At 68.2% G+C, this 24,356-nt stretch carries 19 protein-coding genes (1 of these 19 cut by a window edge); 13 read left to right on the top strand and 6 right to left on the bottom strand.

The features are described from left to right. The first annotated feature begins 20 nt into the window (after positions 1–20). Together K368_RS0101160 and K368_RS25460 are read left to right on the top strand one after the other, a co-directional pair. Positions 21–1,556 carry a DUF6880 family protein gene (locus K368_RS0101160; protein WP_027170791.1) on the top strand — a complete coding sequence of 512 codons (1,536 nt, stop codon included), beginning with the start codon at positions 21–23 and terminating at the stop codon, positions 1,554–1,556. A gap of 376 nt (positions 1,557–1,932) precedes the next feature. Further along, complete coding sequence (locus K368_RS25460) at positions 1,933–3,363, top strand: transglycosylase SLT domain-containing protein (protein ID WP_051439714.1); 1,431 nt, start codon at positions 1,933–1,935, stop codon at positions 3,361–3,363. Positions 3,364–3,398: 35 nt separating this feature from the next. Here K368_RS25460 and K368_RS0101170 read toward each other — a convergent pair whose 3' ends face one another. After that, the gene (locus K368_RS0101170) at positions 3,399–3,758 is read right to left on the bottom strand and encodes a DUF427 domain-containing protein (protein WP_027170792.1); all 360 of its coding nucleotides are present in this window, start codon (positions 3,756–3,758) and stop codon (positions 3,399–3,401) included. A 10-nt stretch (positions 3,759–3,768) separates the two neighbouring features. After that, a complete protein-coding gene (locus K368_RS0101175) occupies positions 3,769–4,665 on the bottom strand; it encodes a methyltransferase domain-containing protein (protein ID WP_027170793.1) in 897 nt (298 codons plus the stop codon). Between the two features lie 101 nt (positions 4,666–4,766). Between K368_RS0101175 and K368_RS0101180 the strand changes: the two genes are divergently transcribed. The 3 genes from K368_RS0101180 (at position 4,767) to K368_RS0101190 (ending at position 7,251) form a co-directional block, all read left to right on the top strand. Then, positions 4,767–4,994 (top strand): hypothetical protein, encoded by a 228-nt coding sequence (locus K368_RS0101180; protein ID WP_027170794.1) that lies wholly within the window; start codon positions 4,767–4,769, stop codon positions 4,992–4,994. A 202-nt stretch (positions 4,995–5,196) separates the two neighbouring features. Then, complete coding sequence (locus K368_RS0101185; protein WP_036265855.1) at positions 5,197–5,961, top strand: ComF family protein; 765 nt, start codon at positions 5,197–5,199, stop codon at positions 5,959–5,961. 57 nt (positions 5,962–6,018) lie between these two features. Beyond that, positions 6,019–7,251, top strand: a complete 1,233-nt coding sequence (locus K368_RS0101190; protein WP_027170796.1) for a TIGR03862 family flavoprotein — start codon at positions 6,019–6,021, stop codon at positions 7,249–7,251. On the opposite strand, the gene K368_RS0101195 is transcribed toward K368_RS0101190, so the two are convergent. Beyond that, a complete protein-coding gene (locus K368_RS0101195; protein WP_027170797.1) occupies positions 7,246–8,190 on the bottom strand; it encodes a collagen-like protein in 945 nt (314 codons plus the stop codon). The genes K368_RS0101190 and K368_RS0101195 overlap by 6 nt on opposite strands. A 256-nt stretch (positions 8,191–8,446) precedes the next feature. Here K368_RS0101195 and K368_RS0101200 point away from each other — a divergent pair, with 256 nt between their 5' ends. The 3 genes from K368_RS0101200 to K368_RS0101210 all read left to right on the top strand — a co-directional run bounded on the left by K368_RS0101200 (position 8,447) and on the right by K368_RS0101210 (position 14,376). Further along, a complete protein-coding gene (locus K368_RS0101200; RefSeq protein WP_027174500.1) occupies positions 8,447–9,217 on the top strand; it encodes an ImuA protein in 771 nt (256 codons plus the stop codon). Continuing rightward, positions 9,141–10,712 (top strand): DNA polymerase Y family protein, encoded by a 1,572-nt coding sequence (locus K368_RS0101205; RefSeq protein ID WP_027170798.1) that lies wholly within the window; start codon positions 9,141–9,143, stop codon positions 10,710–10,712. The genes K368_RS0101200 and K368_RS0101205 overlap by 77 nt, the downstream gene beginning before the upstream one ends. A gap of 349 nt (positions 10,713–11,061) precedes the next feature. Next, positions 11,062–14,376, top strand: a complete 3,315-nt coding sequence (locus tag K368_RS0101210) for an error-prone DNA polymerase (RefSeq protein WP_027170799.1) — start codon at positions 11,062–11,064, stop codon at positions 14,374–14,376. A gap of 46 nt (positions 14,377–14,422) precedes the next feature. On the opposite strand, the gene K368_RS0101215 is transcribed toward K368_RS0101210, so the two are convergent. The 3 genes from K368_RS0101215 to ubiG all read right to left on the bottom strand — a co-directional run bounded on the left by K368_RS0101215 (position 14,423) and on the right by ubiG (position 16,859). Further along, complete coding sequence (locus tag K368_RS0101215) at positions 14,423–15,397, bottom strand: NADPH:quinone oxidoreductase family protein (protein WP_027170800.1); 975 nt, start codon at positions 15,395–15,397, stop codon at positions 14,423–14,425. A 79-nt stretch (positions 15,398–15,476) separates the two neighbouring features. Then, positions 15,477–16,064: a YbhB/YbcL family Raf kinase inhibitor-like protein gene (locus K368_RS0101220; RefSeq protein WP_027170801.1), complete on the bottom strand. Its 588-nt coding sequence runs from the start codon at positions 16,062–16,064 to the stop codon at positions 15,477–15,479. 48 nt (positions 16,065–16,112) lie between these two features. After that, a complete protein-coding gene (gene ubiG, locus K368_RS0101225; RefSeq protein WP_027170802.1) occupies positions 16,113–16,859 on the bottom strand; it encodes a bifunctional 2-polyprenyl-6-hydroxyphenol methylase/3-demethylubiquinol 3-O-methyltransferase UbiG in 747 nt (248 codons plus the stop codon). 190 nt (positions 16,860–17,049) lie between these two features. Between ubiG and K368_RS0101230 the strand changes: the two genes are divergently transcribed. The 5 genes from K368_RS0101230 to K368_RS0101250 all read left to right on the top strand — a co-directional run. Beyond that, positions 17,050–18,285, top strand: a complete 1,236-nt coding sequence (locus K368_RS0101230) for an aspartate kinase (protein WP_027170803.1) — start codon at positions 17,050–17,052, stop codon at positions 18,283–18,285. A 73-nt stretch (positions 18,286–18,358) separates the two neighbouring features. Beyond that, on the top strand, positions 18,359–20,623 hold the full coding sequence (ptsP, locus tag K368_RS0101235; protein ID WP_027170804.1) for a phosphoenolpyruvate--protein phosphotransferase: 2,265 nt from the start codon (positions 18,359–18,361) through the stop codon (positions 20,621–20,623). Between the two features lie 99 nt (positions 20,624–20,722). Beyond that, entirely contained in the window at positions 20,723–21,808 is a 1,086-nt protein-coding gene (gene prfA / locus K368_RS0101240) for a peptide chain release factor 1 (protein ID WP_027170805.1), read from the top strand. Between the two features lie 71 nt (positions 21,809–21,879). Continuing rightward, positions 21,880–22,752, top strand: a complete 873-nt coding sequence (gene prmC, locus K368_RS0101245; protein WP_245259654.1) for a peptide chain release factor N(5)-glutamine methyltransferase — start codon at positions 21,880–21,882, stop codon at positions 22,750–22,752. A gap of 402 nt (positions 22,753–23,154) precedes the next feature. Then, on the top strand, positions 23,155–24,356 hold the 5' portion of the coding sequence (locus K368_RS0101250; RefSeq protein WP_036265860.1) for a DUF4167 domain-containing protein. Its footprint extends 115 nt past the window's final position; the window shows 1,202 of its 1,317 coding nt (coding positions 1–1,202); the start codon lies at positions 23,155–23,157; its stop codon lies off the right edge, out of view.

A 24,356-nucleotide genomic window follows, 5' to 3' on the forward strand; every position in this document is an offset into this window, starting at 1 on the left:
CGGAGGCGGAGGCGGGAAATATGGCGCGCAGGGCAACGGTGAAAGCGGTCGCGAAGACGGAGGCGGTCGCAGCGGAGAAGCCGAAGCGCGTCTCGCGTAAGACCACGCCGTCGCCCGAGACTCTGGCGCCGCTGGGACTCGAACGGTTGATCGGTCTGGTCTTCGACGAGACCGCGCGCAATCCCGCCTTCAAGAAGCTCGTCACCGCGGCGATCGCCGGATTGCAGGGCCCCGATGCCGTCGCCGCTCTCGTCGATCGTCGACTCACCGCCCTGGAGCGGGCCCACGGCTATATCGACTGGCAGAAGCGACGCGCCTTCGCCGCCGATCTCGACGCCACGGTTTCCACCATCGTCTCGGAACTGGCTCCCCTCGACGTGGACGCCGCCCTCAACCGGTTGATCCGTTTCATCGGCGGAGCTCAGGGGGTGCTGGAGCGCGTCGACGATTCGAGCGGTCAGGTGGTGGGAGTCTACGAACGGGCGACTCATGCCGCCGCCGACCTGGCCCTTCGACTCCCCCCGGCGGACGCCGCCCAATTGGCCGTGAAACTGGTGCCGCTTCTCGAGACGGACGGATTCGGCATCCTCGATGCCCTGTTGCTCACGGTGGTGGAGGGCCTGCCCGAAACCGCATTGGAACCGGTCGACGCGGCCCTCGCATCGGCGACGCCACCGGAGCCGAAAGGGTCCGGTAAGCCAACGGCCCGATCGGCCGCCTTCAGCACGCAGGGCTGGGACCGGAAGATGGAGCGTATGCGCCTGATACGGATGCGACAGGCCCTCGCCGACCGGCGCGGCGACGTCGAGGCTTTCATCGCCCTGGAACAGACGATTTCCCCCGACCATCCCGACACGATGGCCGTAGCCGAGCGCCTGCTCTCGGCGAACCGCCCCGCGGAAGCGCTCGATTGGATCGGGCGGTCGCAGAAGCGCGGTGTCGTTGTCGTCACCCGCGAGCAGATGTTGACGGGAAGCTTCGATCCGGAGGCGCCCCTTCGCGAGCGGGTCTCCCTCGAAATCCGTATTCTCGACGCTCTCGGCCGCAGAGAGGATGCGCAGGGGAAGCGCTGGGCCTGTTTCGAAGCTCGACTCGACCGCGAGGTTCTGCGCGATTACGTCGCCAAGCTTCCCGATTTCGAGGACGAGGAGGCGATCGAGCGCGCCTTCGACCATGCGGCCGCTTACGCCGACCCCTACCGCGCCCTCCATTTCTTTGTGCATTGGCCCAAGCTCGACCACGCCGCGCGCCTCGTCATCGATAAGGCCGCGACATGGGACGGCAACCGCTATGAAATCCTAGCTCCCGCGGCGGAGGCCCTGGAAGAGGCGAGCCCGAAGGCGGCGAGCCTGCTCTACCGCTGCATGATCGACGACATGCTGAGTAAGGGCCGCTCCAGTGCCTACGGTTACGGCGCACGCCACCTCCTGAACCTCGATGCCCTGGCGCAGCGGCTCGAACCGGGCGACCTCACCCCGGACCATGCCACCTACCGTGACGCCCTGCGGAAGGCGCACGGACGGAAATCCGCCTTCTGGGAGAAGGTGAAGAGCTGATTCCGCGTCTGCGGATCCAAGAGGCCCCTCGACCGGATAGGTCGGTGAACGAGGCACGAGAACGCCCTCTTCGATTCGACCACCTCATCCAGATGCCCCTTTGCCTCCTCGAAGGCGTCGAAAGGATCCTCCCTCTTGACGCGAGGGACCGGCCGTTTTCTCTAAAAAAACAACTTGAAGTATAGAATAGTTCTGCGAGGTTGAATTCTAAGATGACTGATTCCGGTCATTGGTAGGCGATTGTCCACGCAAGGTTTCGTCCGGCACATCCCGCTTGCGCGCCCGGATACGCGGCAGGCGAACGATCCGTCATGCCTGACATCTTCGATCGTGGCCCCGCCTGGACAGAACTGATCCGTCGAGGAGGACACGTGCCATGGATATCCCGGAGATCGTCAAGACAATCCTGCGGTCCACGGCGCCGACATTGCTGACCGGCCTCGCGTTGCCGCCGCCCTTCAACGTGATCGCCTCGTCGGTCGTCTCGGACGTGCTGCAGAAATACCTTCCCACCGGACAGGCCGCCGCAGAAAGCTTGGGAGCCGCCGCCCCATCGACCCTGAGGCCGGATCAGGTGACGGAGATCGTCAAGGAGAATGCCACCGACCCGCAATTCGTCCTCGCCCTGAAACAGGCGGAGGCGGATCTGCGCAAATACGAACTCGATGCGGGAATTCGGTTCGCTGAGGTCGATGCTCAGAACCGCAAGGGAGCACAGGATTTTCAACTGGCGGCCGGGATTTCGGTAAACGTCTTCAATGCCGGCATGTGGATCGTGTGGATCGCCATCGGCGGCATGGTGGCGACGGTCATCAGCGGCCTCTGGCTCGCCTTCGGGAACACCGCACCGCTCAAGGACGGTGCGGTCGCAGCCTTCGGCCTGATTGGGACGGCGGTCGGTTTCATCAACGGTATCGCCGCCTCGATCGTCTCCTTCTACTGGGGCAGCAGCCAGGGCTCGAAGGACAGCAACGAGGCCATCCGCTCGACCTTTCAGAACCTGGGGACGGAATTGGCGAAGCAAAGCATTCGCTCTGCGCCTGCCGCGCTCCCTCCACCACCGGCACCGGCATTCGCACTGTCGGCGGAAGCCGGGGCCGTCCTGCCCATGGCCTTCGCCAGCGTCACGCGCTCGGAGCCCGCGATACCCGCCCCGCCGGGGATCCTCTCCGGTGTGATCGAGGCTTTGGTGCAGCCGCACACACACTTCCCGGACGGGGTCTCCTGGGCCTTGACCACCGACGGCATCGCCGTGGACGGCGCGTCGGCGCAGGGCACGCCCGGCGAGCCGAACACCGTCGCCCGGATCTGGTCGCGCTACGGCGATCTCTGCGCGGCCTCGGCCAAGCGCTACGGCGTCCCCGTCGAGTTGATCGTGGCGACGATCGCGGCCGAGAGCGGCGGCGATCCAAATGCACGGCGCGCCGAGCCTCGGATCAACGACGAGAGCGTCGGGCTGATGCAGACCCTGGTCGGGACCGCTCGTCAGGCCCTGGGCAGCCGCACGCTCGACGGGGACGACCTTCTGCGTCCCGAAATCTCCATCGAGGCGGGCACGGCCTACATCGCCCAGCAGCGTGGGCTGAGCCATTTCGATCCGCCGCTGGTGGCCGCCGCCTACAACGCCGGATCTCTCCGGCGCGACGCGTCACCCGGCAATCGCTGGAAACTCCTGTGCTATCCCACCGGAACCGGGCGTCACATCGAGAACTGGGTCGCCTTCTTCGGGGATTGCATGCGGCTGAGCATGAGGGACGGCTGGGATGCCGCCGACAACGTCCCCGGCTTCGCCAGTTGCCTGAAGTGAAGGCCGTCCCTTGAACCCTGAGCCGGTCCCGGGCCTCACCCCACCTCGATCGCGTCCACCCTGTCCGGATAGAAAGCGAGGTGGTCTTTGATCTCGGAGACGGAGGGGAAGGGAGCCTCGTAGCTCCAGACCGCGTCGGCCCGCACCGTATCGCCGACCGTCAGCGTATAATAGCTGGCCTCCCCCTTGTAGGGGCAGTGGCTGCTGCGCGCCGAGAGGGTGAAATACTCCCAGCGCGCATCGGCGCGGGGCAGGTAATAGACCGGCCCGTAGCTCGCCTCGCGTAGGACGAGGGCGGCACCGGATTCCACGATCACGGCGCCGGCGACGATGATGCGGACGCGCCGATGGCTCGTCTCGATGGTAATGGGGTGGTCCGGGCCGGGCTCTCTCATGGTCGTCTCCTCAAGGATCGCTCGTCGTGCCGGGCGTCATCTCGGGAACGCCCAGAGCGTCGGCGAGACGGGACTTGGCGCTGCCGGGCTTGAGCGGCTTCTGCTGGCTCTCATGCGGCGCCCAGCCGGAGAGCCACAGGACCTCGAACGTCGCCCTCAGACGCCCGTCGGGATCGGCGAACCGCTCGGCATAGATTGCGGCCATCCGCATCAGGGTGTCGCGGCGCAGGGGTGTGCGGCGGCGCTCGGTCAGCACATTGGTGAGGCCCATGGCGCGCAGGTCGCGCATCAGGGCGAAGGGATCGGCGTAGCGCACGGTGATCGTGTCGACATCCGTCACCGGCAGGGCGAAGCCGGCGCGCTGGAGCAGGCTCCCCATCTCGCGCACTTCGGCGAAGGGCGCCACGCGCGGGCTGATCCCCCCCTCGATCTCGACCTCGGCCTGGCCGAAGGCCTGACGCAGTTCGGTGAGGGTGCGGCCGCCCAAAAGGCAGCCGATGAACAGCCCGTCGGGTTTCAGCACCCGGCGCAACTGCGCGAGCGCCCCCGGCAGATCGTTGACGTGCTGCAGGGCCAGCAGCGACACGGCGAGGTCGAAGCGCGAGGCCCCCAGCGGCAGCACCTCCGGATCACCAACTACAAGGACGAGACCATCGCCGGCCTCGGCCAGAGTAGCCACGCGGGTGATGGCGCCGACACGGCCGGAGCGCAGGAGGCCTCGGGCGGGGGCTGCACTCGGCGTCCCGAGGTCGAGAGCCTCCGGAAACGCCCTAAGGACTGAAGAGAGCCTGTCGTCGAGATCGCCGGCGAGGCGTGAGAGCAGGAAATCCGCATAGCCCGCGCGCGTGGCGCGAGCGAGGCGTCGGCGCGCGAGACCCGTGTCGAAGAGGGGCGGAGGAATCGTCATCTCGACCTGATAGCTGGCGCGGAAACGTGATCCTGCCAGCGGGGAACGGGCGTGAGCGGCGGAATGTTGGAGCATCATAACGGAAACCGGAGACCGGACCCATGATTCGACTCGTTGCGGCGATCGCCTTGTCCACCCTCGCAGCCTTGTCGCTGAGCGGTGCCGCCGAGGCCAAGGGCTGTATCAAGGGTGCACTCGTGGGCGGCATCGCCGGCCATATGGCCGGCCATGGCAAGATGGGGGCAGCGGCCGGATGCGCCATCGGTCACCACAGGGCCAACAAGAAGGACAAGCAGCAGAGCCAGGAACAGCAGCCCGCCGGACAGTGATAGCAGACGACGAGGAGACCTCCTCGTCGTCTGCCCGTGCGACAGCGCAGCGGCTTGCGTCCGCCGAACGCGCTGATTCCGGCCATCGGTCGGGATCAGCGCCGATTGGTATGAGCCGACGTTTCGCAGGGCTCGCTCCGCGAAAGGCTGGCTCAGGAAAATGTCATCGCAGAGCGGCGGACGAGGCCGTAAGCTAAGGGGCATGGTGTCCGCCGCCCAGCTTCTTCGGCGAGGCCTCCGCTCGATCTCGGCGGGCGCCCTCGGCCTGATCTATCCGCCGACCTGCGCCGGCTGCGGTGCCGCCACCGCCGATCCGCATGCTTTGTGCCCCCGTTGCTGGTCGAGCCTGCGCCTCATCGAGCAGCCCTATTGCCAGCGGCTCGGCACGCCGTTTCCCCTCGATCTCGGACTCGGCCCCCTGTTGTCCCCACGGGCCATCGCCGATCCGCCGGTCTTCGGACGGGCGAGGGCCGTCGCGCTCTACGACGACGTGGCGGGCGATCTCGTTCACCGGTTGAAATACGAGGACCGGCTCGACCTCGCCCCCCCCATGGCGCGGATGATGGCGACTGCCGGCGCCGAGTTGCTGCGGGAGGCCGATTGTCTGGTGCCTGTGCCGTTGCACTGGACGCGCCTATGGCGCCGCCGGTTCAACCAGGCCGCCCTCCTCGGTCGCGGGATCGGCCGGCTCACCGGCCTACCCTGCGAGACCGCGACACTTGCCCGAGTGAAGGCGACACGCTCGCAGGTAGGCCTCAGCCGCGCCGCGCGGGCGACGAACCTCCAGGGCGCATTCCGAGTGCCCGCCGCCGCGAGGGCACGGCTCCAGGGTCGCAAAGTCCTGCTCATCGACGACGTCGCCACCACCGGCTCCACCGCCAATGCCGCGTCGAGGGCTCTTCTGCGCGGGGGCGCCTCATCGGTGGACGTGCTCACCTTCGCCCTGGTCGCCTCCGAGGCCGGATGATACGCGAAACCACGATCCACCCTTGACAGTGAGGCGCAGCCACGGCCTCCCAGCACCATGACAGGATCGACCTTCCGGGACATTGCGGTGATCGGCGGCGGCCCGGCGGGGCTCGCCGCCGCCGAAATGCTGGCGGAAGCCGGTCATCGCGTCACGGTCTACGAGCGGATGCCCTCGGTGGGGCGCAAGTTCCTCATCGCTGGGCGCGGCGGCCTCAACCTCACCCACAGCGAGCCGCTGGCATCGTTCCAGCGCCGCTACCACCCGGTCCAGCCGTCCCTCGCTAATTCGATCGATGCCTTCCCCCCTCAGGCTCTGCGGGACTGGTGCGAGGGGCTCGGCCAGCCGACCTTCGTTGGCTCTAGCGGACGGGTCTTTCCGAAGAGCTTCAAGGCATCGCCGCTCCTGCGGGCCTGGCTGGGGCGGCTCGACGCCATGGGCGTCCGCATCCTCACCCGTCATCGCTTCCTTGGCTGGGAGGACGGGCATCTGCTCTTCGAGACACCGGAAGGACGGATCGCATTGGAGGCCCGGCCAACCCTCGTCGCCCTCGGCGGCGCGAGCTGGCCGAGGCTCGGCTCGGACGGGGCCTGGGTTCCGGTCTTCACCCGGGCCGGGATCGCTGTCTCGCCCCTCAAACCCGCCAATGTCGGCTTCATAGTGCCGTGGTCGGACGTGTTCCGCGAACGTTTCGCCGGGACGCCCCTGAAGCGCGTCGCGCTCAGGCTCGGCGACGAGACCGTGCGCGGCGAGGCCATGATCACCGCGGACGGGATCGAGGGCGGGGCGGTCTATGCCCTGTCGCGCCTCATCCGCGAGGGGATCGAGGCCGAGGGCGAGGCCCGTCTCATCCTCGACCTGCGGCCGGACCTGACCGAGGATGCGATGATGCGACGCCTTGCGACGTACAAGCAGGGAGCCTCGCTCGCCACGCGCCTGCGCAAGGATGCGGGTCTCGATCCCGTCGCGGCGGGATTGCTGCGCGAGGCCGCCGGTCGCGCCCTTCCGTCTTCGGCGGCCGATCTCGCGGCCCTGATCAAGTCGGCCCCCTTGCGCCTCATTGCCCCCCGTCCGATCGAGCGGGCGATCTCCACGGCCGGCGGCGTCGCCTTCGAGGCCATCGACACACGCTTCATGCTGAAAGCGCGGCCCGGCGTGTTCGTCGCCGGGGAGATGCTGGATTGGGAAGCTCCCACCGGCGGCTACCTGTTGCAGGGAGCCTTTTCCAGCGGCCGCGCCGCGGCGGCCGGGATGATGGACTGGCTCGATGAGGCCGGCCCGGAACTATAGACGCGAGCAGAACCCGACCATGCCCTTGGCGTCGGACGGACAGGACGCGCTGGCGCCCCCATTGGCGAAGGATGGGCTGCCGGAGGACAGGCAATAGGCCGAGACGAAGGCCTCGCCGCTGTCACAGCTCAACTCGCAGCCCCCGGACGAGCAGTTCTCGTTGCGAACGGGCCGCAAGGTGGAGGTGGAGGCGCTGGCCGTGATGCCGGCGGCTCCCGGTTCGCCCTGAGGACCGGGAGCTCCTCTGGAACCGGTCTCACCCTTGGGGCCGACATCGCCTTTGGGGCCGATCGGCCCCTGCGGGCCTATCTCCCCCTTGAGTCCGGCATCGCCCTTCGGTCCCGACTCGCCTTTCGGCCCGGCTTCGCCTGCGGGCCCCGCCACACCCGGCGCACCGGCCAGCCCCGCAAGACCCTGGGGACCGGGTTCTCCCTGCGGGCCGGCATCGCCCTTGGGGCCGGGCTCGCCGGCCGGCGCGCAATTGGCCACCACGGCCTCCCTCTCGTCCTCGCCGGCTTTCAGCGCCGCGACGCAGGTGGCGGGCCGATACGGGAGGCGGAACAGGAATCGGCCGCGCGAATCGGCCATCACCGAGATGTCCTCGTCGAGGATCACGACGGTGCCGGCCTTGCGCACGCTGCCGGAAATCCGCAGATCCCCCGCCTCGATCCGCGCATCGTAGACCTGGATCGGCTGCGACGGCGCCACGACCCGCTTGGGCCTGGCCCTAACCGCCCTGGGCCCTGGGGCCGCGGCGGCATCCGTCGCAGGAGCGGCGTTCATTCCACGGCCGGGCTGGCCGGGACTGACCTGGCCAGGCGCCTGAGCCGCTGCCGGACCAGCCGCGAATCCAACGAGGATCATCAATCCCATCAATGATTTGGCCATGAAGCCTGTCGGGGCCGGACACTGGGCGGCATGGTCGAGGCGCATGGGCATTCTCTCCAGGCTGATGCGCCGGAGGTCCGGCACGGCGGAGGGACAATGCCGGGTCCGGTCAGGCGGTCAAGTCCGGCCCAGCTCCTCCGGCCGTCTGGCGGCCTTCCTTCATCCACACTCTTCCACAGCCGTCCACAGGGGAAGCGACTGTAGACGCTCGGTTATTTTTCATCCTCCTGAAACCGGTTGAGCTTGTTCTTGTTTTGTTCCTATTGTCCGGTGATGGGATGGACTGGATGGATTTGGCTCGACGAAGATGCGCGATGACGGCGAAACGGAGACGGACGGGCTCGAGCGGCGCCGGCGGATCGCTCTGGACGCCCTGCGCGGCCACGGGGCAGGACATGCCAACCCCTTGTCCGTCGAAGCCCTTCCTCTGGGAATCGCCCATATCGATTCCGGCCTTCCTGGCGGAGGACTCTCCCTCGGCCGGCCGCACGAGATCGCCCCGGAATCCGAGGGCGACGAAGCGGCGGCCTTGGGCTTCACCCTCGCCCTCATGGCCCGCCACCTCGCGCGGGTGGAAGGGGAGGCTCTCCTCGTCATCGGCAAGGGGCATCCGACGCCCTACGGCCACGGCCTCGCAGGGCTCGGCCTCGATCCGGGCCGCCTGCTGATCCTGGAGGTCGAGACCGACGCGGATGCCTACCGCGCCGTGGAGGAGGCCTTGCGCTCGCAAGGGCTGAGGGCGGTGGCGGGGCTGGTGGATGCCGGCCTGCCCCTGAAGCAGAGCCGGCGGCTGCATCTGGCGGGCGAGGCGGCCTCCCGTCTCCTCCTCGTGCTCCGGCCGCCGCAGGCGGACCACCCGAACATGGCAGCGACCCGCTGGCGGATCGGCTCGGGCGCGGCCCTGCGGGACCGGTTCGGCTGCATCGAGCGGCCATGCTGGCGGGCGCGGCTCGACCGCTGCCGCAACGGACGGACGGGGAATTGGCTTCTGGAGTGGGATCATGCCGCGCATCGTTTCGGTCTGGCTGGAGCAGTGGCCGCTGACGCGCCTCAGGCGCGCTCGGGCTGCGCAGGATGACGGGGTCTCCCCCGCCGTCGTGGCCGCCATCGGGCCGGGAGGCCTGCGCATCACGGCCGTCGACGCCGCCGCCCGTGCTCTCGGCCTGCGTCCTGGCGAGCCCCTCGCACGGGCTCGCGCCCGGATCGGGCAGGGCATCGCCGTCCATCCCGCGGACCCGGAGGCCGATACTGCCGCCCTCGCGCGTCTCTGCCTCTGGGCCAAGCGTTATACACCCATGGTGGCGCCGTTCGGGCCGGGGGAAGGCGGAGACGGCTTCTTTCTCGACGTGGAAGGGGCGAGCCACCTGTTCGGCGGGGAAGAGGCCCTGATGGGCGACCTCGCCGCCCGTCTGTCGGCCAATGCGATCCCCGCCCGGATGGCCCTGGCCGACACGCCGGCCTGCGCCTTCGCGCTCGCCCGCCACGGCGGCTCCACGAGCCCCGTCGTGGTGCCCCGGGGGGGCAACGCGCCGGCCCTGCGCGACCTCTGCGTGAGTGCCTTGCGGATCGAGCCGGCCATCGCCGAATCCCTCCGCCGCCTCGGCCTGCGCCGGATCGGGGCGCTGGCCGAGGCGGCCCGCCCTCCCCTGGCCCGACGCTTCGGCGAGAGCCTGCTCCTGCGCCTCGACCAGGCGCTGGGGAGGAGGCCGGAGCCGCTGGTCTCCCTGGGAGAGCCGGCCGCCTTCGGAGCGAGCCGGGGTTTTCTCGATCCGATCGGACATCAGGCGATCATCGTCGCCACCGCCATGCGGCTGATGCAGGAGATCGCCCCCCGCCTCGCCGCCTCGGGCCTGGGCGCGCGATCCCTGCGGCTGAGCCTTCACCGGGTCGACGGAATCGAGCGCAGCCTCGATCTCGGCCTGTCGGAACCGACCCTCTGCCCGACCCAGGTCGGGCGGCTGCTCGATCTGCGCCTCGACCGGCTCGGGCCGGCCCTCGATGCCGGCTTCGGCTTCGAGACCGTGCGGCTCGACGTGACCGGCATCGGCCGGTTGGAGGCACGCCAGGGCGCCCTGGCCGAGACGGGCCTCGACCGGGAGGCCGAGACCGGCGGGACCGCCCGCCTCGCCGATGCCCTGCGCCAGCGCATCGGGGCCAGGGTCATCCGCGTGAGCCCACGGGCGAGCCACATCCCCGAACGCGCCGATGCCCTGGAACCGTGGCGGGTGAGGGGAATCGAGATGCACTGGCCCGAGCGGGTGGGCACCCGGCCACAGGGCGGGATGCCGTCCCGTCCCCTCGTCCTCCTATCCCGCAGCGAGGCGGCCGACGAAGTGTTCTCGCTCGCCCCCGACGGGCCGCCCCAGCGCTTCCGCTGGCGGCGGCGTCTGCATCGGATCGCCCATGCCGAGGGTCCGGAGCGCATCGCCGACGCCTGGTGGCACGCGCCTGCCCCCACCCGGGATTACTACGTGGTCGAGGACGAATCCGGCCGGCGCCTCTGGCTCTACCGGGAAGGCTTCCACACGACTCAGACGGCGGCGCGCTGGTTCGTGCAGGGATTGTTCGCGTGAGGGTTCGTCGCCACCTCCCCTCCCCCCTCTGCGGGGGAGGGTGGCCTTCGCGTGAGCGAGGGTCTGGAGAGGGGAGCGCCATTTCCGGAGAAGTCGCCCCCTCTCCCGCCTGCTCCGCAGAGACTACTGGATTCACACATCCGCTCGACGGCTTTTCGCTCGATCCAAGGTTCGACTCGAGGCGCGACAGGCCCCCTCTCCTGGAAGGAGAGGACTGGGGTAAGGTGTTGTCCATCTCCGGAAAGCTCACGCACCTCACCCTGTCACTCTCCTTCCAGGAGAGGGGACCCGCGGTGCCCGCGAGATGTGTGCATATCGTAGCCCCCAGATGGGGGAGGGTTGAGGGCATATGAGCTCTCCAACCTATGCGGGACACGCCTATGCCGAGCTCGCTGTCACCACGAACTTCTCGTTCCTGCGCGGGGCTTCGCATCCGCAGGAAATGGTGGCGCAGGGCGCCGAGTTCGGGCTCCACGCCATCGGCATCGCCGATCGCAATACGCTGTCGGGCGTGGTGCGCGGCCATGCCGAAGCCAAACGCCGGGAGAAGGCGGGCGAACCGACGATCCGCTACCTGCCGGGCGTCCGTCTCGTCACCGAGGAGGGGTTCGAGGCCATCGCCTATCCGATGGACCGCGACGGCTACGGACGGCTCTGCCGGCTGCTCACGGACGGCAACCGCCGCTCGGAGAAGGGCGCGTGCCGGTTCGGTGTCCCGGACATGCTCGCGGCGGCAAGGGGGCAGGTCTTCATCGCACTCCCGCCGGAGGAGGACGATCCCGTCTTCGCCCGCCATCTCGCCGCCCTGGCGGAGACGGCCCCCGGCCGCGTCTTCCTCGGCGCGAGCCACCGTTACCGCGGCGACGAGCGGCGTCGGCTCGGCCGCCTCGCCGGGGTCGGGAAACGCCTCGGCGCACCGATGGTGGCGGTCTCGGATGCGCTCTACCATCATCCCGACCGACGCCCCCTGCAGGACGTGCTCGCCTGCATCCGCGAGGGCTGCACCCTGGTCGAGGCCGGCTACCGTCTGGAGGCCAATGCGGAGCGTCACCTGAAGCCGCCCGCCGAGATGGCCCGGCTCTTCGCCGACCACCCGGAGGCGATCGCGTGCACGATCGAGATCGCCGAGGCCTGCGGCTTCTCCCTGGAGCAGCTGAAATACGAGTATCCCGACGAGCCCGTCCCCCCCGGCAGGACGGCCCAGGGACATCTCGAACACATGACCCGGCAACGGGCCGAACTGCGCTACCCGGACGGTATCCCGGCGACGGTCGAAACCTCCCTGCGCAACGAGTTCGACTTGATCCGCCGCCTCGACTACGCCCGCTACTTCCTTACCATCCACGACATCGTCGAATTCGCCCGCAATCGGGGAATCCTGTGCCAGGGGCGCGGTTCGGCGGCCAATTCGGTGGTCTGCTACTGCCTCGGCATCACGGCGGTGGACCCGACCAAGATCCGGCTGCTGTTCGCCCGCTTCATCTCCGAAAGCCGGGACGAGCCGCCCGACATCGACGTCGATTTCGAGCACGAGCGCCGCGAGGAGGTGATCCAGTACCTCTACGACCGCTACGGGCGGGACCGGGCGGCGATCTGCGCCACGGTGATCCACTACCGGCCCCGCAGCGCGATCCGTGAAGTCGGCAAGGTGCTGGGCCTCACCCCCGACATCACCGGCATGATGGCCGACACGGTCTGGGGCTCCTGGGGCGCCGGGCTGCCCGATCAGCATATCGCGCAAGCCGGGCTCGACCCAGCCAACCCCGCGATCCGGCAGGCGGTGGATCTCGCGATTCAACTCATCGGCTTTCCGCGCCACCTGTCGCAGCATGTGGGCGGGTTCGTGCTGACGAAGGGACGTCTCGACGAGACCGTGCCGGTGGGCAACGCGGCGATGGCCGACCGTACCTTCATCGAATGGGACAAAGACGACATCGACACGATCGGCCTCCTCAAGGTCGACGTGCTGGCGCTTGGGATGCTCACCTGCCTCCGGCGCGGCCTGGACTTCCTGCGCGAGGATCACGGCATCGAATACGAGACGTTGGCAGACCTCCCGCGCGACGAGCCTGAGGTCTACGCCATGCTGTCGAAGGCCGATTCCGTCGGCGTGTTCCAGGTCGAGAGCCGGGCACAGATGTCGATGCTGCCGCGCCTGAAGCCGCAGGAATTCTACGACCTCGTCGTCCAGGTCGCCATCGTGCGGCCGGGACCGATCCAGGGCGACATGGTCCATCCCTACCTGCGGCGGCGCTCGGGCGAGGAGCCCATCGTGTTCCCGTCCCCCTCCCCCGAGCACGGGCCGGCGAACGAACTCGAAGAGGTGTTGAAGCGGACCTTCGGCGTGCCGCTGTTCCAGGAACACGCCATGCAGATCGCGATCACGGCGGCCGGCTTCACGCCATCGGAGGCGGACGGGCTGCGTCGGGCCATGGCGACGTTCCGGCACAACGGCCAGATCGTGAACTTCAGGACCAAGTTCATCGAGGGCATGGCGGGACGCGGCTATCCGCGTGACTTCGCCGAGCGGTGCTTCAAGCAGATCGAGGGGTTTTCCACCTACGGCTTTCCCGAGAGCCACGCGGCGAGTTTCGCCCTGCTGGTCTATGCCTCGGCCTGGATGAAGTGCCGTCACCCGGACGTCTTCCTTGCCGCGATCCTGAACTCCCAGCCCATGGGCTTCTACCAGCCGGCCCAGCTCGTGCGGGATGCCCGTGCCCACGGCGTCGAGGTGCGCGGACCCGACGTCAATGCCAGCGAATGGGATTGCACTCTGGAACCGGCCTTGGAGCAGCAGGGAGCCGAGCGGCGCTTCGCCGTCCGCATCGGCCTTCGGCAGGTGAGCGGCCTGCCGAAGGCTGGCATGGCCCGGCTCGTGGCCCTGCGCGGCAACGGCTATGCCAGCGTCGAGGGCCTGCAAGCCGCCCTGACGCTGCCCCGCAACGCCCTCGAGCGCCTGGCCGAGGCGGACGCCTTCCGCTCCCTCGACCTCGATCGTCGTGCCGCCCTCTGGGCTGTGCGGGCGCTGGAGGGCACATCCCAGCGGGCGAGCGCGGCGCGGGCAGCGGCCACCGACCGGCGCACCCATCTCCTCGACGCGCCGATGCCGCTCTTCGCCTTCCATGCCGACGATGGGCTGTTCCGGGCCGAGCCCGCGGTGGAGCTGCCGTCCATGGCGCTCCCCGAGCATGTGGCGGAGGATTACGTCTCCACCGGGCTCTCATTGAAGGGCCATCCGGTGGCGTTCTTCCGCGCACGCCTCGCCCGCATCGGCGCGATCCCGGCGGCGGCGCATCACGATCCCTCATGGGGCCAGAACGCCCGCGTCACCGTGGCTGGGCTCGTCCTCACCCGGCAGCGCCCCGGCACCGCCAAGGGCGTGGTGTTCCTGACGCTGGAGGACGAGACCGGCATCTGCAACGTCATCGTCTGGAAGAAGGTCTTCGAGGCCAACCGGCGCATCGCCATGAGCGCCCGCTTCATCGCCGTGCGCGGGCGCATCCAGCGCTCGGGCCTCGTGGTCCATCTCCTCGCCGAACAGTTCCGCGACCTGACGGACGAATTGCGCAGCCTGCGGGAGGGCGGCCTCAAGCTCCCGGCGGAGACCACGGATTTCGGGGCACCGCCGGACCGGCGCGTCTACCGCAGCCGGGATTTCCATTGATTGGCGGTACACCTCCCTCCCCACAAGGGAGGAGAGCTTACCCCCCTCACGGCCGCAGCAGCACCTTGCCCACGGCCTCGCGGCGCTTGAGGATGCCGAGCGCTGCGGCATAGTCCTCAAGGGGATAGGTGCCGTGGATCTTCGCCTTGAGGCGTCCCTCCGCCACCCAGGCGAGGAGTTGTTCCTGGTTCGCCCGATGAGCCTCGGGCTCGCGCTCCACGAACACGCCCCAATGCACGCCCTGGATGTCGATGCCCTTGAGAAGGGCGAGGTTCAGGGGAATGCGCGGGATGTCGCCGGCCGCGAATCCGACGACGAGGTAGCGCCCCTTCCAGCCGAGCGAACGCAGGGCGGGCTCGGCGTAGTCGCCGCCGATGGGATCGTAGATCACATCGACGCCGCGCCCTTCGGTGAGCTTCTTCAACCCCTCGCGCAGATTTTCCGCGCTGTAATCGAGACCCATCTCGGCGCCGTGCGCCTGCGCCACCGCAAGCTTGTCCGGCGAGGACGCGCAGGCGATCACCTTCGCTCCCATGATCACGCCGAGTTCCACCGCGGCGAGACCGACGCCGCCCGAGGCGCCGAGAACCGCCAGCGTCTCACCGGGCTGCAGCCGCGCCCGATCCCGCAGGGCGTGGAGCGAGGTGCCGTAGGTGATGGTGAGTCCGGCTGCCTGCTCGTCGCTCACCGGATCGGGTACGGGGGTGAGATGCCGGGTTCCTACCGCGATGCGCTCCGCACAGGTGCCGTAGGTCCGGTGGACGATGACGCGGTCGCCGATCCCGAAACCCTCGACGCCCTCCCCAAGCGCCTCGATGACGCCGACCGCTTCGCCGCCGGGCGAAAACGGTAGATCGGGCTTCACCTGATAGCGCCCTGCTATGATGAGCGTATCGAAGAAGTTCAGCGCCGCCAGCGTCACCCGCACCACGGCCTCGCCGGGAGCGGCGACCGGATCGGCCACCTCGACGATCCCGAGATCCTCGGGGCCGCCGAGCCTGGTGCAGAGCAAAGCCTTCATGCCGATCCTCCCTTGAGCCGCAGCGCCTCTTGCTTGGGCGCGCTTGCACCGATTGGCGGCAGCAGCGCAAGCGGCGTCGTCAGCGGCGCTCGTAAAGTCCCGTCAGACAGCCCTTGGCGAGGACCTGACCCGTCATGGCCTCGATGAGCGCGGCACGTCCCGAACTCGCCGGCAGATCGAGCGGAGCCCCCAGGGCATAGACCTGGAACAGGTAGGCATGCGGGCCGTGTCCGGTGGGCGGATCCGGCGGCAGCCACTGGTCCTTGAGAAAGCTGTTCTTACCCAAAAAGCTGTTCTTGCCCAGATCGTGACGCACCCCTTCTCCCGCAGGGCTCGCGAGGTCTCCCTCGCCGAGGCCGTCGCCAGCGGCAAGGTTCCAGGCGATGAGATGAACGAGGGGCTTCGGGGTCGGGCTGCCGGCATCCTCAACCAGAAGGACCACGCGGCTCGTGCCGGCCGGCAAGCCGCTCCACTCAAGCGGCGGCGAGATGCCCGGCCCATCCTCGGTAAAACGGGCCGGCAGGCTCTCCCCGTCGGCGAAGGCCGGGCTCGTCAGCGAGATCGTCTCGGGCACGCTCCCGAAATCCCGGTGGTAGGTGGTTGTGTCGAGGCCGGCTTTCAGGCCCGACAGGGCCGAGCCGACCGCGTGCGGAAGCTTTTCCAGCATGACGTCTCCTCGTGGTCCGCATCGTCAACGAGGAGGGTGGGGCCCGGTTCAGGCCGGGCGCGCAGCCGCGACCATGTAGTTCACCGCCGTGTCGCGGGCGGGCCGCCAGCTCCCGTCGAGGGGATTGAACACGACGCCGGTGGTATCGGTGACGGAGAGGCCACCGCGCGTGATGGCGCTGGACAGTTCGTCCGGCTTCACGAACTTGTTCCAGTCGTGGGTTCCGCGCGGCAGCCAGCCGAGAACGTATTCCGCTCCGACGATGGCCAGCGCGAAGGAGCGCATCGTGCGGTTCAGTGTGGCGGCGAACAGGAGGCCGCCCGGCTTCACCGCCTGGCAGGCGCTGGCGACGAAGGCCGGCATGTCGACCACGTGCTCCACCACCTCCATGATCAGGACGACGTCGAACCGCTCGCCTGCCGCCACCACCTCCTCGATGGTCTGAGAGCGGTAATCCACCGCCACGCCCCCGGCCTTCGCATGGGAACGCGCCACGGCGATGTTGGTGGGCGCCGGATCGAGCCCGACGACGCTGGCGCCGAGCCGCGCCAGCGGCTCGGACAGGACACCGCCGCCGCAGCCGACATCGACGATGGTCAGCCCCTTCAGCGGGTAGGGCATGCGCGGGTCGCGGCCGAACTTCGTGCAGATCGCGTCGCGGATATAGGCGAGGCGCACCGGGTTGAACCGGTGCAGCACCTTCATCGGCCCGTCCTCGGCCCACCACGTCGCGGCGATGCCTTCGAAGCGGGCGACTTCCTCGGCGTCGATGGAAGAGGATGCCGCTGGGTTCATTCGCCTGACCTTCCGACCCGGATGCGGGCCATCCCGCCCGCATGCCCGATTGTTGACACGTCCGAAGTGCCCTTGTACCCGCCGAAGCACCGGCCGGTACAGCGGCGGGACGCCGCTCCGGCTCGAAGCCGATAAAGCGCCGTGCTACCGGCAGACAGCCGGCTCTGGAATGGATCGACGCGGACCCGACATGCCCCGTTTGGTGATGAAGTTCGGCGGCACATCGGTGGCGACCGTGGACCGTATCCGCAACGTGGCGCTCCACGTGGCGCGCGAGATCGAGGCTGGCTACGATGTCGCCGTCGTCGTCTCGGCCATGTCCGGCAAGACCAACGAACTCGTGGCCTGGGTCAAGGACGCCAACCCGCTCTACGACGAGGCCGAGTACGACGCCGTCGTCGCCTCGGGCGAACTCGTCACCGCGGGCCTCCTCGCCACGGCGCTCCAGAAGAATGGGATCAAGGCCCGCTCCTGGCAGGGCTGGCAGATCCCGATCGAGACCTCCGACGCCCACGGTTCGGCGCGGATCGAGGCGATCGACCCCAAGAATCTCGATGCCGGCTTCGCTCGTGGTGAAGTCGCCGTGATCGCCGGATTCCAGGGCATCCATGCCGAGACCGGCCGCGTCACCACGCTCGGCCGGGGCGGCTCGGATACCAGCGCGGTGGCCATCGCCGCCGCCATCGGCGCGGAGCGCTGCGACATCTACACCGACGTCGACGGCGTCTACACCACCGACCCGCGCGTGGTGCAGAAGGCCCGGCGCATGGAGCGCGTGACCTTCGAGGAGATGCTGGAGATGGCTTCCCTCGGAGCCAAAGTCCTCCAGGTCCGCTCCGTCGAGCTCGCCATGGTCCATCGCGTGCCGACCACGGTGCGCTCCAGCTTCGACCCGCCCGACAACGCCCGCACAGGCACCCTCATCTGCGACGAGGACGACATCGTGGAACAGCAGATCATCACCGGGATCGCCTTCTCGAAGGACGAGGCGCAGATCACCCTCCGCCGCGTCAAGGACAGCCCCGGTGTCGCCGCGGCGATCTTCGGGCCGCTGGCGGACGCCAACATCAACGTCGACATGATCATCCAGACCGTGTCGGGCGACCAGTCGACCACCGACATGACCTTCACGGTCCCGTCCGCCGATTACGACCGCGCCCGCACGATTCTCGATGCGCAGAGCAGCGTGATCGAGTTCGCCCAGATCGAAGGCGCGACGGATGTCGTGAAGGTGTCCGCCATCGGCGTCGGCATGCGAAGCCATGCGGGCGTCGCGGCCAAGGCCTTCAGGGCGCTCGCGCAGAAGGGAATCAACATCCGCGCGATCACCACGTCGGAAATCAAGTTTTCCGTATTGATCGATGCGGCTTACACGGAGCTTGCCGTGCGCACGCTCCACTCGCTATACGGCCTCGATCAGGCTTGAGCGCCGCCCCCGTCGCCGCGCATGAAACTTGCGCCTGCGGGTCTCGGGGGACTGAATTCGGATCGAGGAGTCCATGCCTGCTGCGCCCGGAGGCCCGCGCCTGCTGCTGCGCCGCCTCCGCGAAGCGATGGCGGAGCCGGTCAGTCCACAGGCACGCCTCGACCGTATCGTCACCCTCATCGCGGCGAACGTCATCGCCGAGGTCTGCTCGGTCTATGTCCTCAGCGATGACAACACCCTCGAACTGTTTGCCACCGAGGGCCTGAATCGTTCGGCCGTCCACCTGACCCGGATGCGGGCGGACGAAGGCCTCGTCGGCCTCATCGCCAAGACCGCCGAGCCGCTCTCGCTCTCGGACGCCCAGTCGCATCCGTCCTTCTCGTACCGACCCGAGACCGGAGAAGAAGCCTACCACGCCTTCCTCGGCGTGCCGCTCCTGCGCGCCGGGAACACTCTCGGCGTCCTCGTGGTGCAGAACCTCACTTACAGGGTCTATTCGGAGGAGGAGATCGAGGCGCTCCAGACGACGGCGATGGTGCTGTCCGAGATGATCGCTTCGGGTGAATTGCAATCCCTGGCACCGGGTGCGGGCTCCGCCGCGCGACGTGCCGTCAGTCAGCGCGGCGTGGCACTCGCCGACGGCATCGGCCTCGGCCACGTGGTGCTGCACGAGCCGCGCATCATCGTGAAGCAGCTCATCGCCGAAAATCTGGAGCGCGAGGTCGAGCGCCTGGAGGAGGCCATCGGCGAAGTCCGCTCGGCCATCGACGAACTCGTGGAGCGCGGCGACATCATCGGCACCGGCGAATCGCGCGAGGTGCTGGAGACCGTGCGGATGTTCGCCCACGACAAGGGCTGGCTGCGCCGGATGCGCGAAGCGGTCCATTCGGGACTCACGGCGGAGGCCGCCGTGGAGCGCGTCCAGTCGGACAATCGCGCCCGGATGATGCGGCAGAGCGATCCGTATCTCCGCGACCGGTTGCACGATCTCGACGACCTCGCCAACCGGCTCCTGCGTACGCTGATCGGCACCGAGAGCAACGGCACGCATCGTGAGCTTCCCGAGAACGCGATCCTCGTCGCCCGCTCCATGGGGCCGGCGGCCCTCCTCGATTACGATCGCGCCTCCCTGCGCGGCGTGGTGCTGGAGGAAGGCGGCCCGACGAGCCACATCGCCATCGTCGCCCGCGCTCTCGGCATCCCGGCGGTGGGCGAGATCGCCAACGCCACGGCGCTGTGCGACGCGGGCGACGCCATCATCGTCGATGGGGTCACCGGTGAGATCCAGGTCCGGCCCGGGCCTGAGATCGAGGCTGCCTATGCCGAGCAGGTCCGCCTGCGCGCGCGCCGCCAGGAACAGTACCGGGCCTTGCGCGACCTGCCGGCCATCACCAGCGACGGGGTCGCCATCGGCCTGCAGCTGAATGCCGGGCTGCTGGTGGACCTGACCCATCTCCATGAGACCGGGGCTGAGGGCATCGGCCTGTTCCGCACCGAGCTGCAGTTCATGGTGGCGCAGCGGATGCCTTCGGCCGCCGAGCAGCAATCGCTCTACGAGGCGGTGTTCTCGGCCACCGGCGACCTGCCCGTGACGATCCGCACCCTCGATATCGGCGGCGACAAGATCCTGCCCTACATGCCGGCCCTCGAAGAGGAGAACCCGGCTCTCGGCTGGCGCGCCATCCGCATCGGCCTCGACCGTCCCGCTCTGCTGCGGGTGCAGTTGCGGGCGCTTCTCAGAGCTGCGTCGGGCCGGCCGCTCAAGATCATGTTCCCGATGGTGGCTACGGTGGACGAGTTCGTTCGCGCCAAGGCCATCGTCGATCGCGAGAAGGCGCATCTGCGCCGCCACGGCCATGTCCTGCCGAGCGATTGCCGCCTCGGGGTGATGGTCGAGGTACCCTCGCTCCTGTTCCAGATCGACGAGATCGCCAAGGTCGCCGACTTCCTGTCGGTGGGCTCGAACGACCTGATGCAGTTCCTCTTCGCGGTGGACCGCGAGAACCGCCGCGTCGCCGACCGGTTCGACACGCTGAGCATCCCGGCCCTGCGCGCCTTCCGCCTCATCGCGGAGCGGGCGACTGCCGCCGGCTGCCCCGTCACCATCTGCGGCGAAATCGGCGGCAAGCCCCTGGAAGCGATGGCCCTGATCGGCCTCGGCTTCCGCAACCTGTCGATGTCGCCGGCCTCCATCGGCCCGGTCAAGGCGATGGTGCTCGCCCTCAATGCGGCCGCCGTCACCGCCCTCATCGATGAAGAGATCGAACGGGCGGGCGACAGCGCCACCCTGAGGCCGGTCCTCACGGCCTTCGCCAAGGCCCAGGGCGTGCCTATCTAGCGAGCGTGACGGCATCTTGCCGGAAGCCACGACCACCCCCGCGGACCTGGCACGTCCGTCGGACATGCGCATTCCACAGTTGAGAGTATCCTCCGGGCGATGACCCCTATTCCTTCAGACCGTCTCGACGCCATCCTGACGCGGCACGACATCGTCACCGCCACGCTCAGCGCGGGCTCGGCCGATTCCGACAGCTTCGTCCAACTGTCCAGGGAACTCGCCGAGCTCGACGGCGTAGTGGCGGCCATCCATGCCTACCGCGCCGCGGCGACGAACCTTGCCGAGATCGAGGCCCTCATCGACGAGCCGGGGGGGGATGCCGAGATGCGCGCGCTCGCCGCCGCCGAGAAGCCCGATGCGGAAGCCGGGTTGGAGGCCGCCCACAAGGCGCTCCAGGTCATCCTGCTGCCCAAGGATGCCGCCGATGAGAAGAGCGCCATCCTCGAAATCCGTGCCGGCACCGGTGGCGACGAGGCCGCTCTCTTCGCCGGCGACCTGTTCCGCATGTACGCGAAATACGCCGACCTGAAAGGGTGGAAGGTCGACGTCATTTCCGAGAGCGAAGGCACCGTCGGCGGCTATCGCGAGGTCATCGCCGAGGTGAAGGGCAAGGGCGTCTTCGCCAAGTTGAAATTCGAAAGTGGCGCGCACCGCGTCCAGCGCGTGCCCGACACCGAAGCTCAAGGGCGCATTCACACCTCCGCCGCGACGGTGGCGGTGCTGCCGGAAGCCGAGGAGGTCGATATCGTCGTCAACGATGCCGACCTGAAGATCGACACGATGCGGTCACAGGGCGCCGGCGGCCAGCACGTCAACAAGACGGAATCGGCGATCCGCATCACCCACATGCCGAGCGGGATCGTCATCTTCGTCCAGGAAGAGCGCTCGCAGCACAAGAACCGGGCACGCGCCATGTCGCTCCTGCGTGCCAGGCTCTACGATGCCGAGCGGACGGCCAAGGATGCCGTCCGTGCCGCGGACCGCAAGTCCCAGGTGGGTTCCGGCGATCGGTCGGAGCGCATTCGCACGTACAACTTCCCGCAGGCGCGGGTGACGGACCATCGCATCAACCTCACGCTCTACAAGCTGGAAGAGGTGCTTGCGGGAGAGGCCCTCGATGAGCTCGTGGATGCCCTGATCACCGAGCATCAGGCGGAACTCATGGCCGCAGAAGGCATGGCGTGAGGGAATCTGGTTCGACGGAAGATGGCGCGGCGAGAAGCGGCATCGATCCTCGGCGGACCCGTTCGCAGGCCCTGCGCCACGCGGTCTCGGCGTTTTCCGAGGCCGGGATCGACGGTGGGGCAAACGATGCCCGGTTCCTCCTCCTCCACGTCCTCGGCATCACGCCGACCGAACTCGCCTTGTCCGGTACGGAGCCCATCGGCGAGCAGGGCGCCCTGCGGCTCGGGGACGCGATGCGGCGGCGTCTCGCGGGCGAGCCCGTGGCACGCATCCTCGGCGAATGGGAGTTCTGGGGGCTTCCCTTCATTCTCAACGCGGCGACCCTGGTTCCACGGCCCGATACAGAGACCGTCGTCGATGCCGCCTTGGCGCTCTACCCCAGCCGAGACCGGCCCCTCCGCCTCCTCGATCTCGGAACCGGATCCGGCTGCATTCTGGTCTCGCTCCTAAGCGAATGGGAGCAGGCTTTCGGAGTCGGTCTCGACCGCTCGCACGAAGCGCTCGCCTGCGCACGGACCAACGCCCGTCTCAACGGTGTCGGGAGGCGTACCGCCTTCCTGGCCGGCGATTGGTGCTCCGCCCTCGGCAAGCCGTTCGATATCGTCCTCTCGAACCCGCCCTACATCGCGAGTGCGGTCATCTCGACCTTGTCCGAGGAAGTCCGCTGCCATGATCCGCTCGGCGCCCTCGACGGTGGCGAGGATGGACTTGCGGCATACAGACGGATCGTGACGGAGGTGAGCGGGGCAGCAGACGGTCGCCCCCGTCTCACCCCGGAGGGTGCCCTCGTCCTCGAGGTCGGTCATGATCAGGCCGATGACGTTTTGCGGATCGGTCGCCAAGCGGGTTTCCTACGCGGGTCCGTGAGGCATGATCTGGCCGGTCACGCCCGTGTCGTCACTCTGTCCGGCCTTCTGCCAACAGCCAACGACGACAGGAGATGAAAAAGAGCTTGTTGTAGGCTTGGGGAGCCGCTAGTGTCACAGTCAGGTCGCGAACGATCCGTCAAGGCGGATCGAGGTAGAAGTGTCAGCGGCGTCTAGCACGCGATACTTTTAGACGATCTCCCCACCATCAAGCCGATACGCACGAGACGCCGTGTGGAAGCTTGATGAATTGAGTGCCAGACGACCGATGAGCGCCGCAATGTGAGCGCGGGAATCGGTTGACCGGACATACGGCGAGCACGGCAAAATCGATCGCGGAACCACTGACCGGATCCTACGAGGACTAGGAAGAGCCCGACACGGGTCATCTTTCTTCGCCCGTAGCCCCGCCGCATCATCAGACGCTCCGATTTGAACGAGGGTCAATCGAGACCGATGAGACCAAACCAGAATAGACGGATGCGCGGTCGCAACCGCCCCAAAGGTCCCAATCCGCTGACGCGTTCCTACGAGTCCAACGGGCCGGATGTAAAAATCCGTGGGACGGCACAGCACATCGCCGACAAATACGCCCAGCTCGCGCGTGATGCGCAAGCAAGCGGCGACCCGGTGGCCGCTGAAAACTATTTCCAGCACGGCGAGCATTATTTTCGCATCATCTCGGGTGCCCAGGAGCAGAACCGCCAGCAGAATGGTGGGTATGCCCGCAACGGCTACGATGACGATGAGGATGGCGACGACGAGGGTCAGGGCGCAAGCCTGGGCTATGCTGCCAACGGCTACGGCAACAGCTATAACGAGGAATACGGCGATCCGGCTCAACAGCCGCAGCCTCAGCCGCAATCCTACGAGCCCCGCCAGGATACACGGCAAGATACACGGCAGGATTCGCCGTCGGATCAGCGCAACCCGCGCCGGGAGCGCTTCCAGAACCGCAACGATCGCCCGCAGCGTTTCGAAGGCAATCGGGACAGCCAACGGCAGGATAGCAATCGGCAAGACGGCAGCCGGCAAGATGGTGGCCGGCAAGATGGCGGCCGCCAGGAAGGCTCTCGCTACGACGGAAACCGCAATGACGGTGGCCGGCAGGATTACAACCGGCAGGATTCCTTCCGGGGCGAGGGCAACAGGCAGGACAATTCGAGGCACGAGCAGCCACGGAACGAGCAGGCGAGGCCGGATCAGGCGCGCCAGGACTACGCTCGCCAGGACCAGCCGCGTGCCGATTTCAACCGCGCCCAAAGCCGCAGCGACAGCTCCCGCTACGACACCCCTCGCAGCGAGTTTCAGGGCAACGACGCTCCGCCAAAGCAGGATGTGACCGCCCAAGAGATCTCACGGCACGAAGCACCCCGGCAGGAACCTCATCGTCAGGAGATCCCGCGCCAGGAGCCTGTTCGGTTTGAAACCGCTCGACAGGATTCACCCCGTCAGGACACCCCGCGCAACGATGCCCGTCGTTCTTCGGAGACGGCTCCGCGGCGGTCCCGTCGCCGGGAGGAGCCCGATCTGCGTTCTTCCGAGGATGTCGTCGGTGCCCTGCCGGCCTTCCTGACCGCCGCCCCTCGTCCGGTTGCAGCACCAGCGCCTGAGCGTTTCGTGGAACCGACGAGCAAGTCGGAGCCGACGCGGGATCTCGCCGGCGAGGTGCCCAAGGACGA

The organism is Methylobacterium sp. 10, assembly GCF_000519085.1.
Taxonomy (GTDB): Bacteria; Pseudomonadota; Alphaproteobacteria; order Rhizobiales; family Beijerinckiaceae; genus Methylobacterium.

Coding starts and splice junctions, on each gene's coding strand:
- K368_RS0101210 (WP_027170799.1), top strand. CDS start 11,062: ATGAGCTCTCCAACCTATGCGGGACACGCCTATGCCGAGCTCGCTGTC.
- K368_RS0101175 (WP_027170793.1), bottom strand. CDS start 4,665: ATGACGATTCCTCCGCCCCTCTTCGACACGGGTCTCGCGCGCCGACGC.
- ubiG (WP_027170802.1), bottom strand. CDS start 16,859: ATGAACCCAGCGGCATCCTCTTCCATCGACGCCGAGGAAGTCGCCCGC.
- K368_RS0101220 (WP_027170801.1), bottom strand. CDS start 16,064: ATGCTGGAAAAGCTTCCGCACGCGGTCGGCTCGGCCCTGTCGGGCCTG.
- K368_RS0101190 (WP_027170796.1), top strand. CDS start 6,019: ATGACAGGATCGACCTTCCGGGACATTGCGGTGATCGGCGGCGGCCCG.
- K368_RS0101200 (WP_027174500.1), top strand. CDS start 8,447: ATGCGCGATGACGGCGAAACGGAGACGGACGGGCTCGAGCGGCGCCGG.
- K368_RS0101170 (WP_027170792.1), bottom strand. CDS start 3,758: ATGAGAGAGCCCGGCCCGGACCACCCCATTACCATCGAGACGAGCCAT.
- prfA (WP_027170805.1), top strand. CDS start 20,723: ATGACCCCTATTCCTTCAGACCGTCTCGACGCCATCCTGACGCGGCAC.
- K368_RS25460 (WP_051439714.1), top strand. CDS start 1,933: ATGGATATCCCGGAGATCGTCAAGACAATCCTGCGGTCCACGGCGCCG.
- K368_RS0101185 (WP_036265855.1), top strand. CDS start 5,197: ATGGTGTCCGCCGCCCAGCTTCTTCGGCGAGGCCTCCGCTCGATCTCG.
- ptsP (WP_027170804.1), top strand. CDS start 18,359: ATGCCTGCTGCGCCCGGAGGCCCGCGCCTGCTGCTGCGCCGCCTCCGC.
- K368_RS0101205 (WP_027170798.1), top strand. CDS start 9,141: ATGCCGCGCATCGTTTCGGTCTGGCTGGAGCAGTGGCCGCTGACGCGC.
- K368_RS0101195 (WP_027170797.1), bottom strand. CDS start 8,190: ATGCCCATGCGCCTCGACCATGCCGCCCAGTGTCCGGCCCCGACAGGC.
- K368_RS0101160 (WP_027170791.1), top strand. CDS start 21: ATGGCGCGCAGGGCAACGGTGAAAGCGGTCGCGAAGACGGAGGCGGTC.
- K368_RS0101230 (WP_027170803.1), top strand. CDS start 17,050: ATGCCCCGTTTGGTGATGAAGTTCGGCGGCACATCGGTGGCGACCGTG.
- K368_RS0101180 (WP_027170794.1), top strand. CDS start 4,767: ATGATTCGACTCGTTGCGGCGATCGCCTTGTCCACCCTCGCAGCCTTG.
- K368_RS0101215 (WP_027170800.1), bottom strand. CDS start 15,397: ATGAAGGCTTTGCTCTGCACCAGGCTCGGCGGCCCCGAGGATCTCGGG.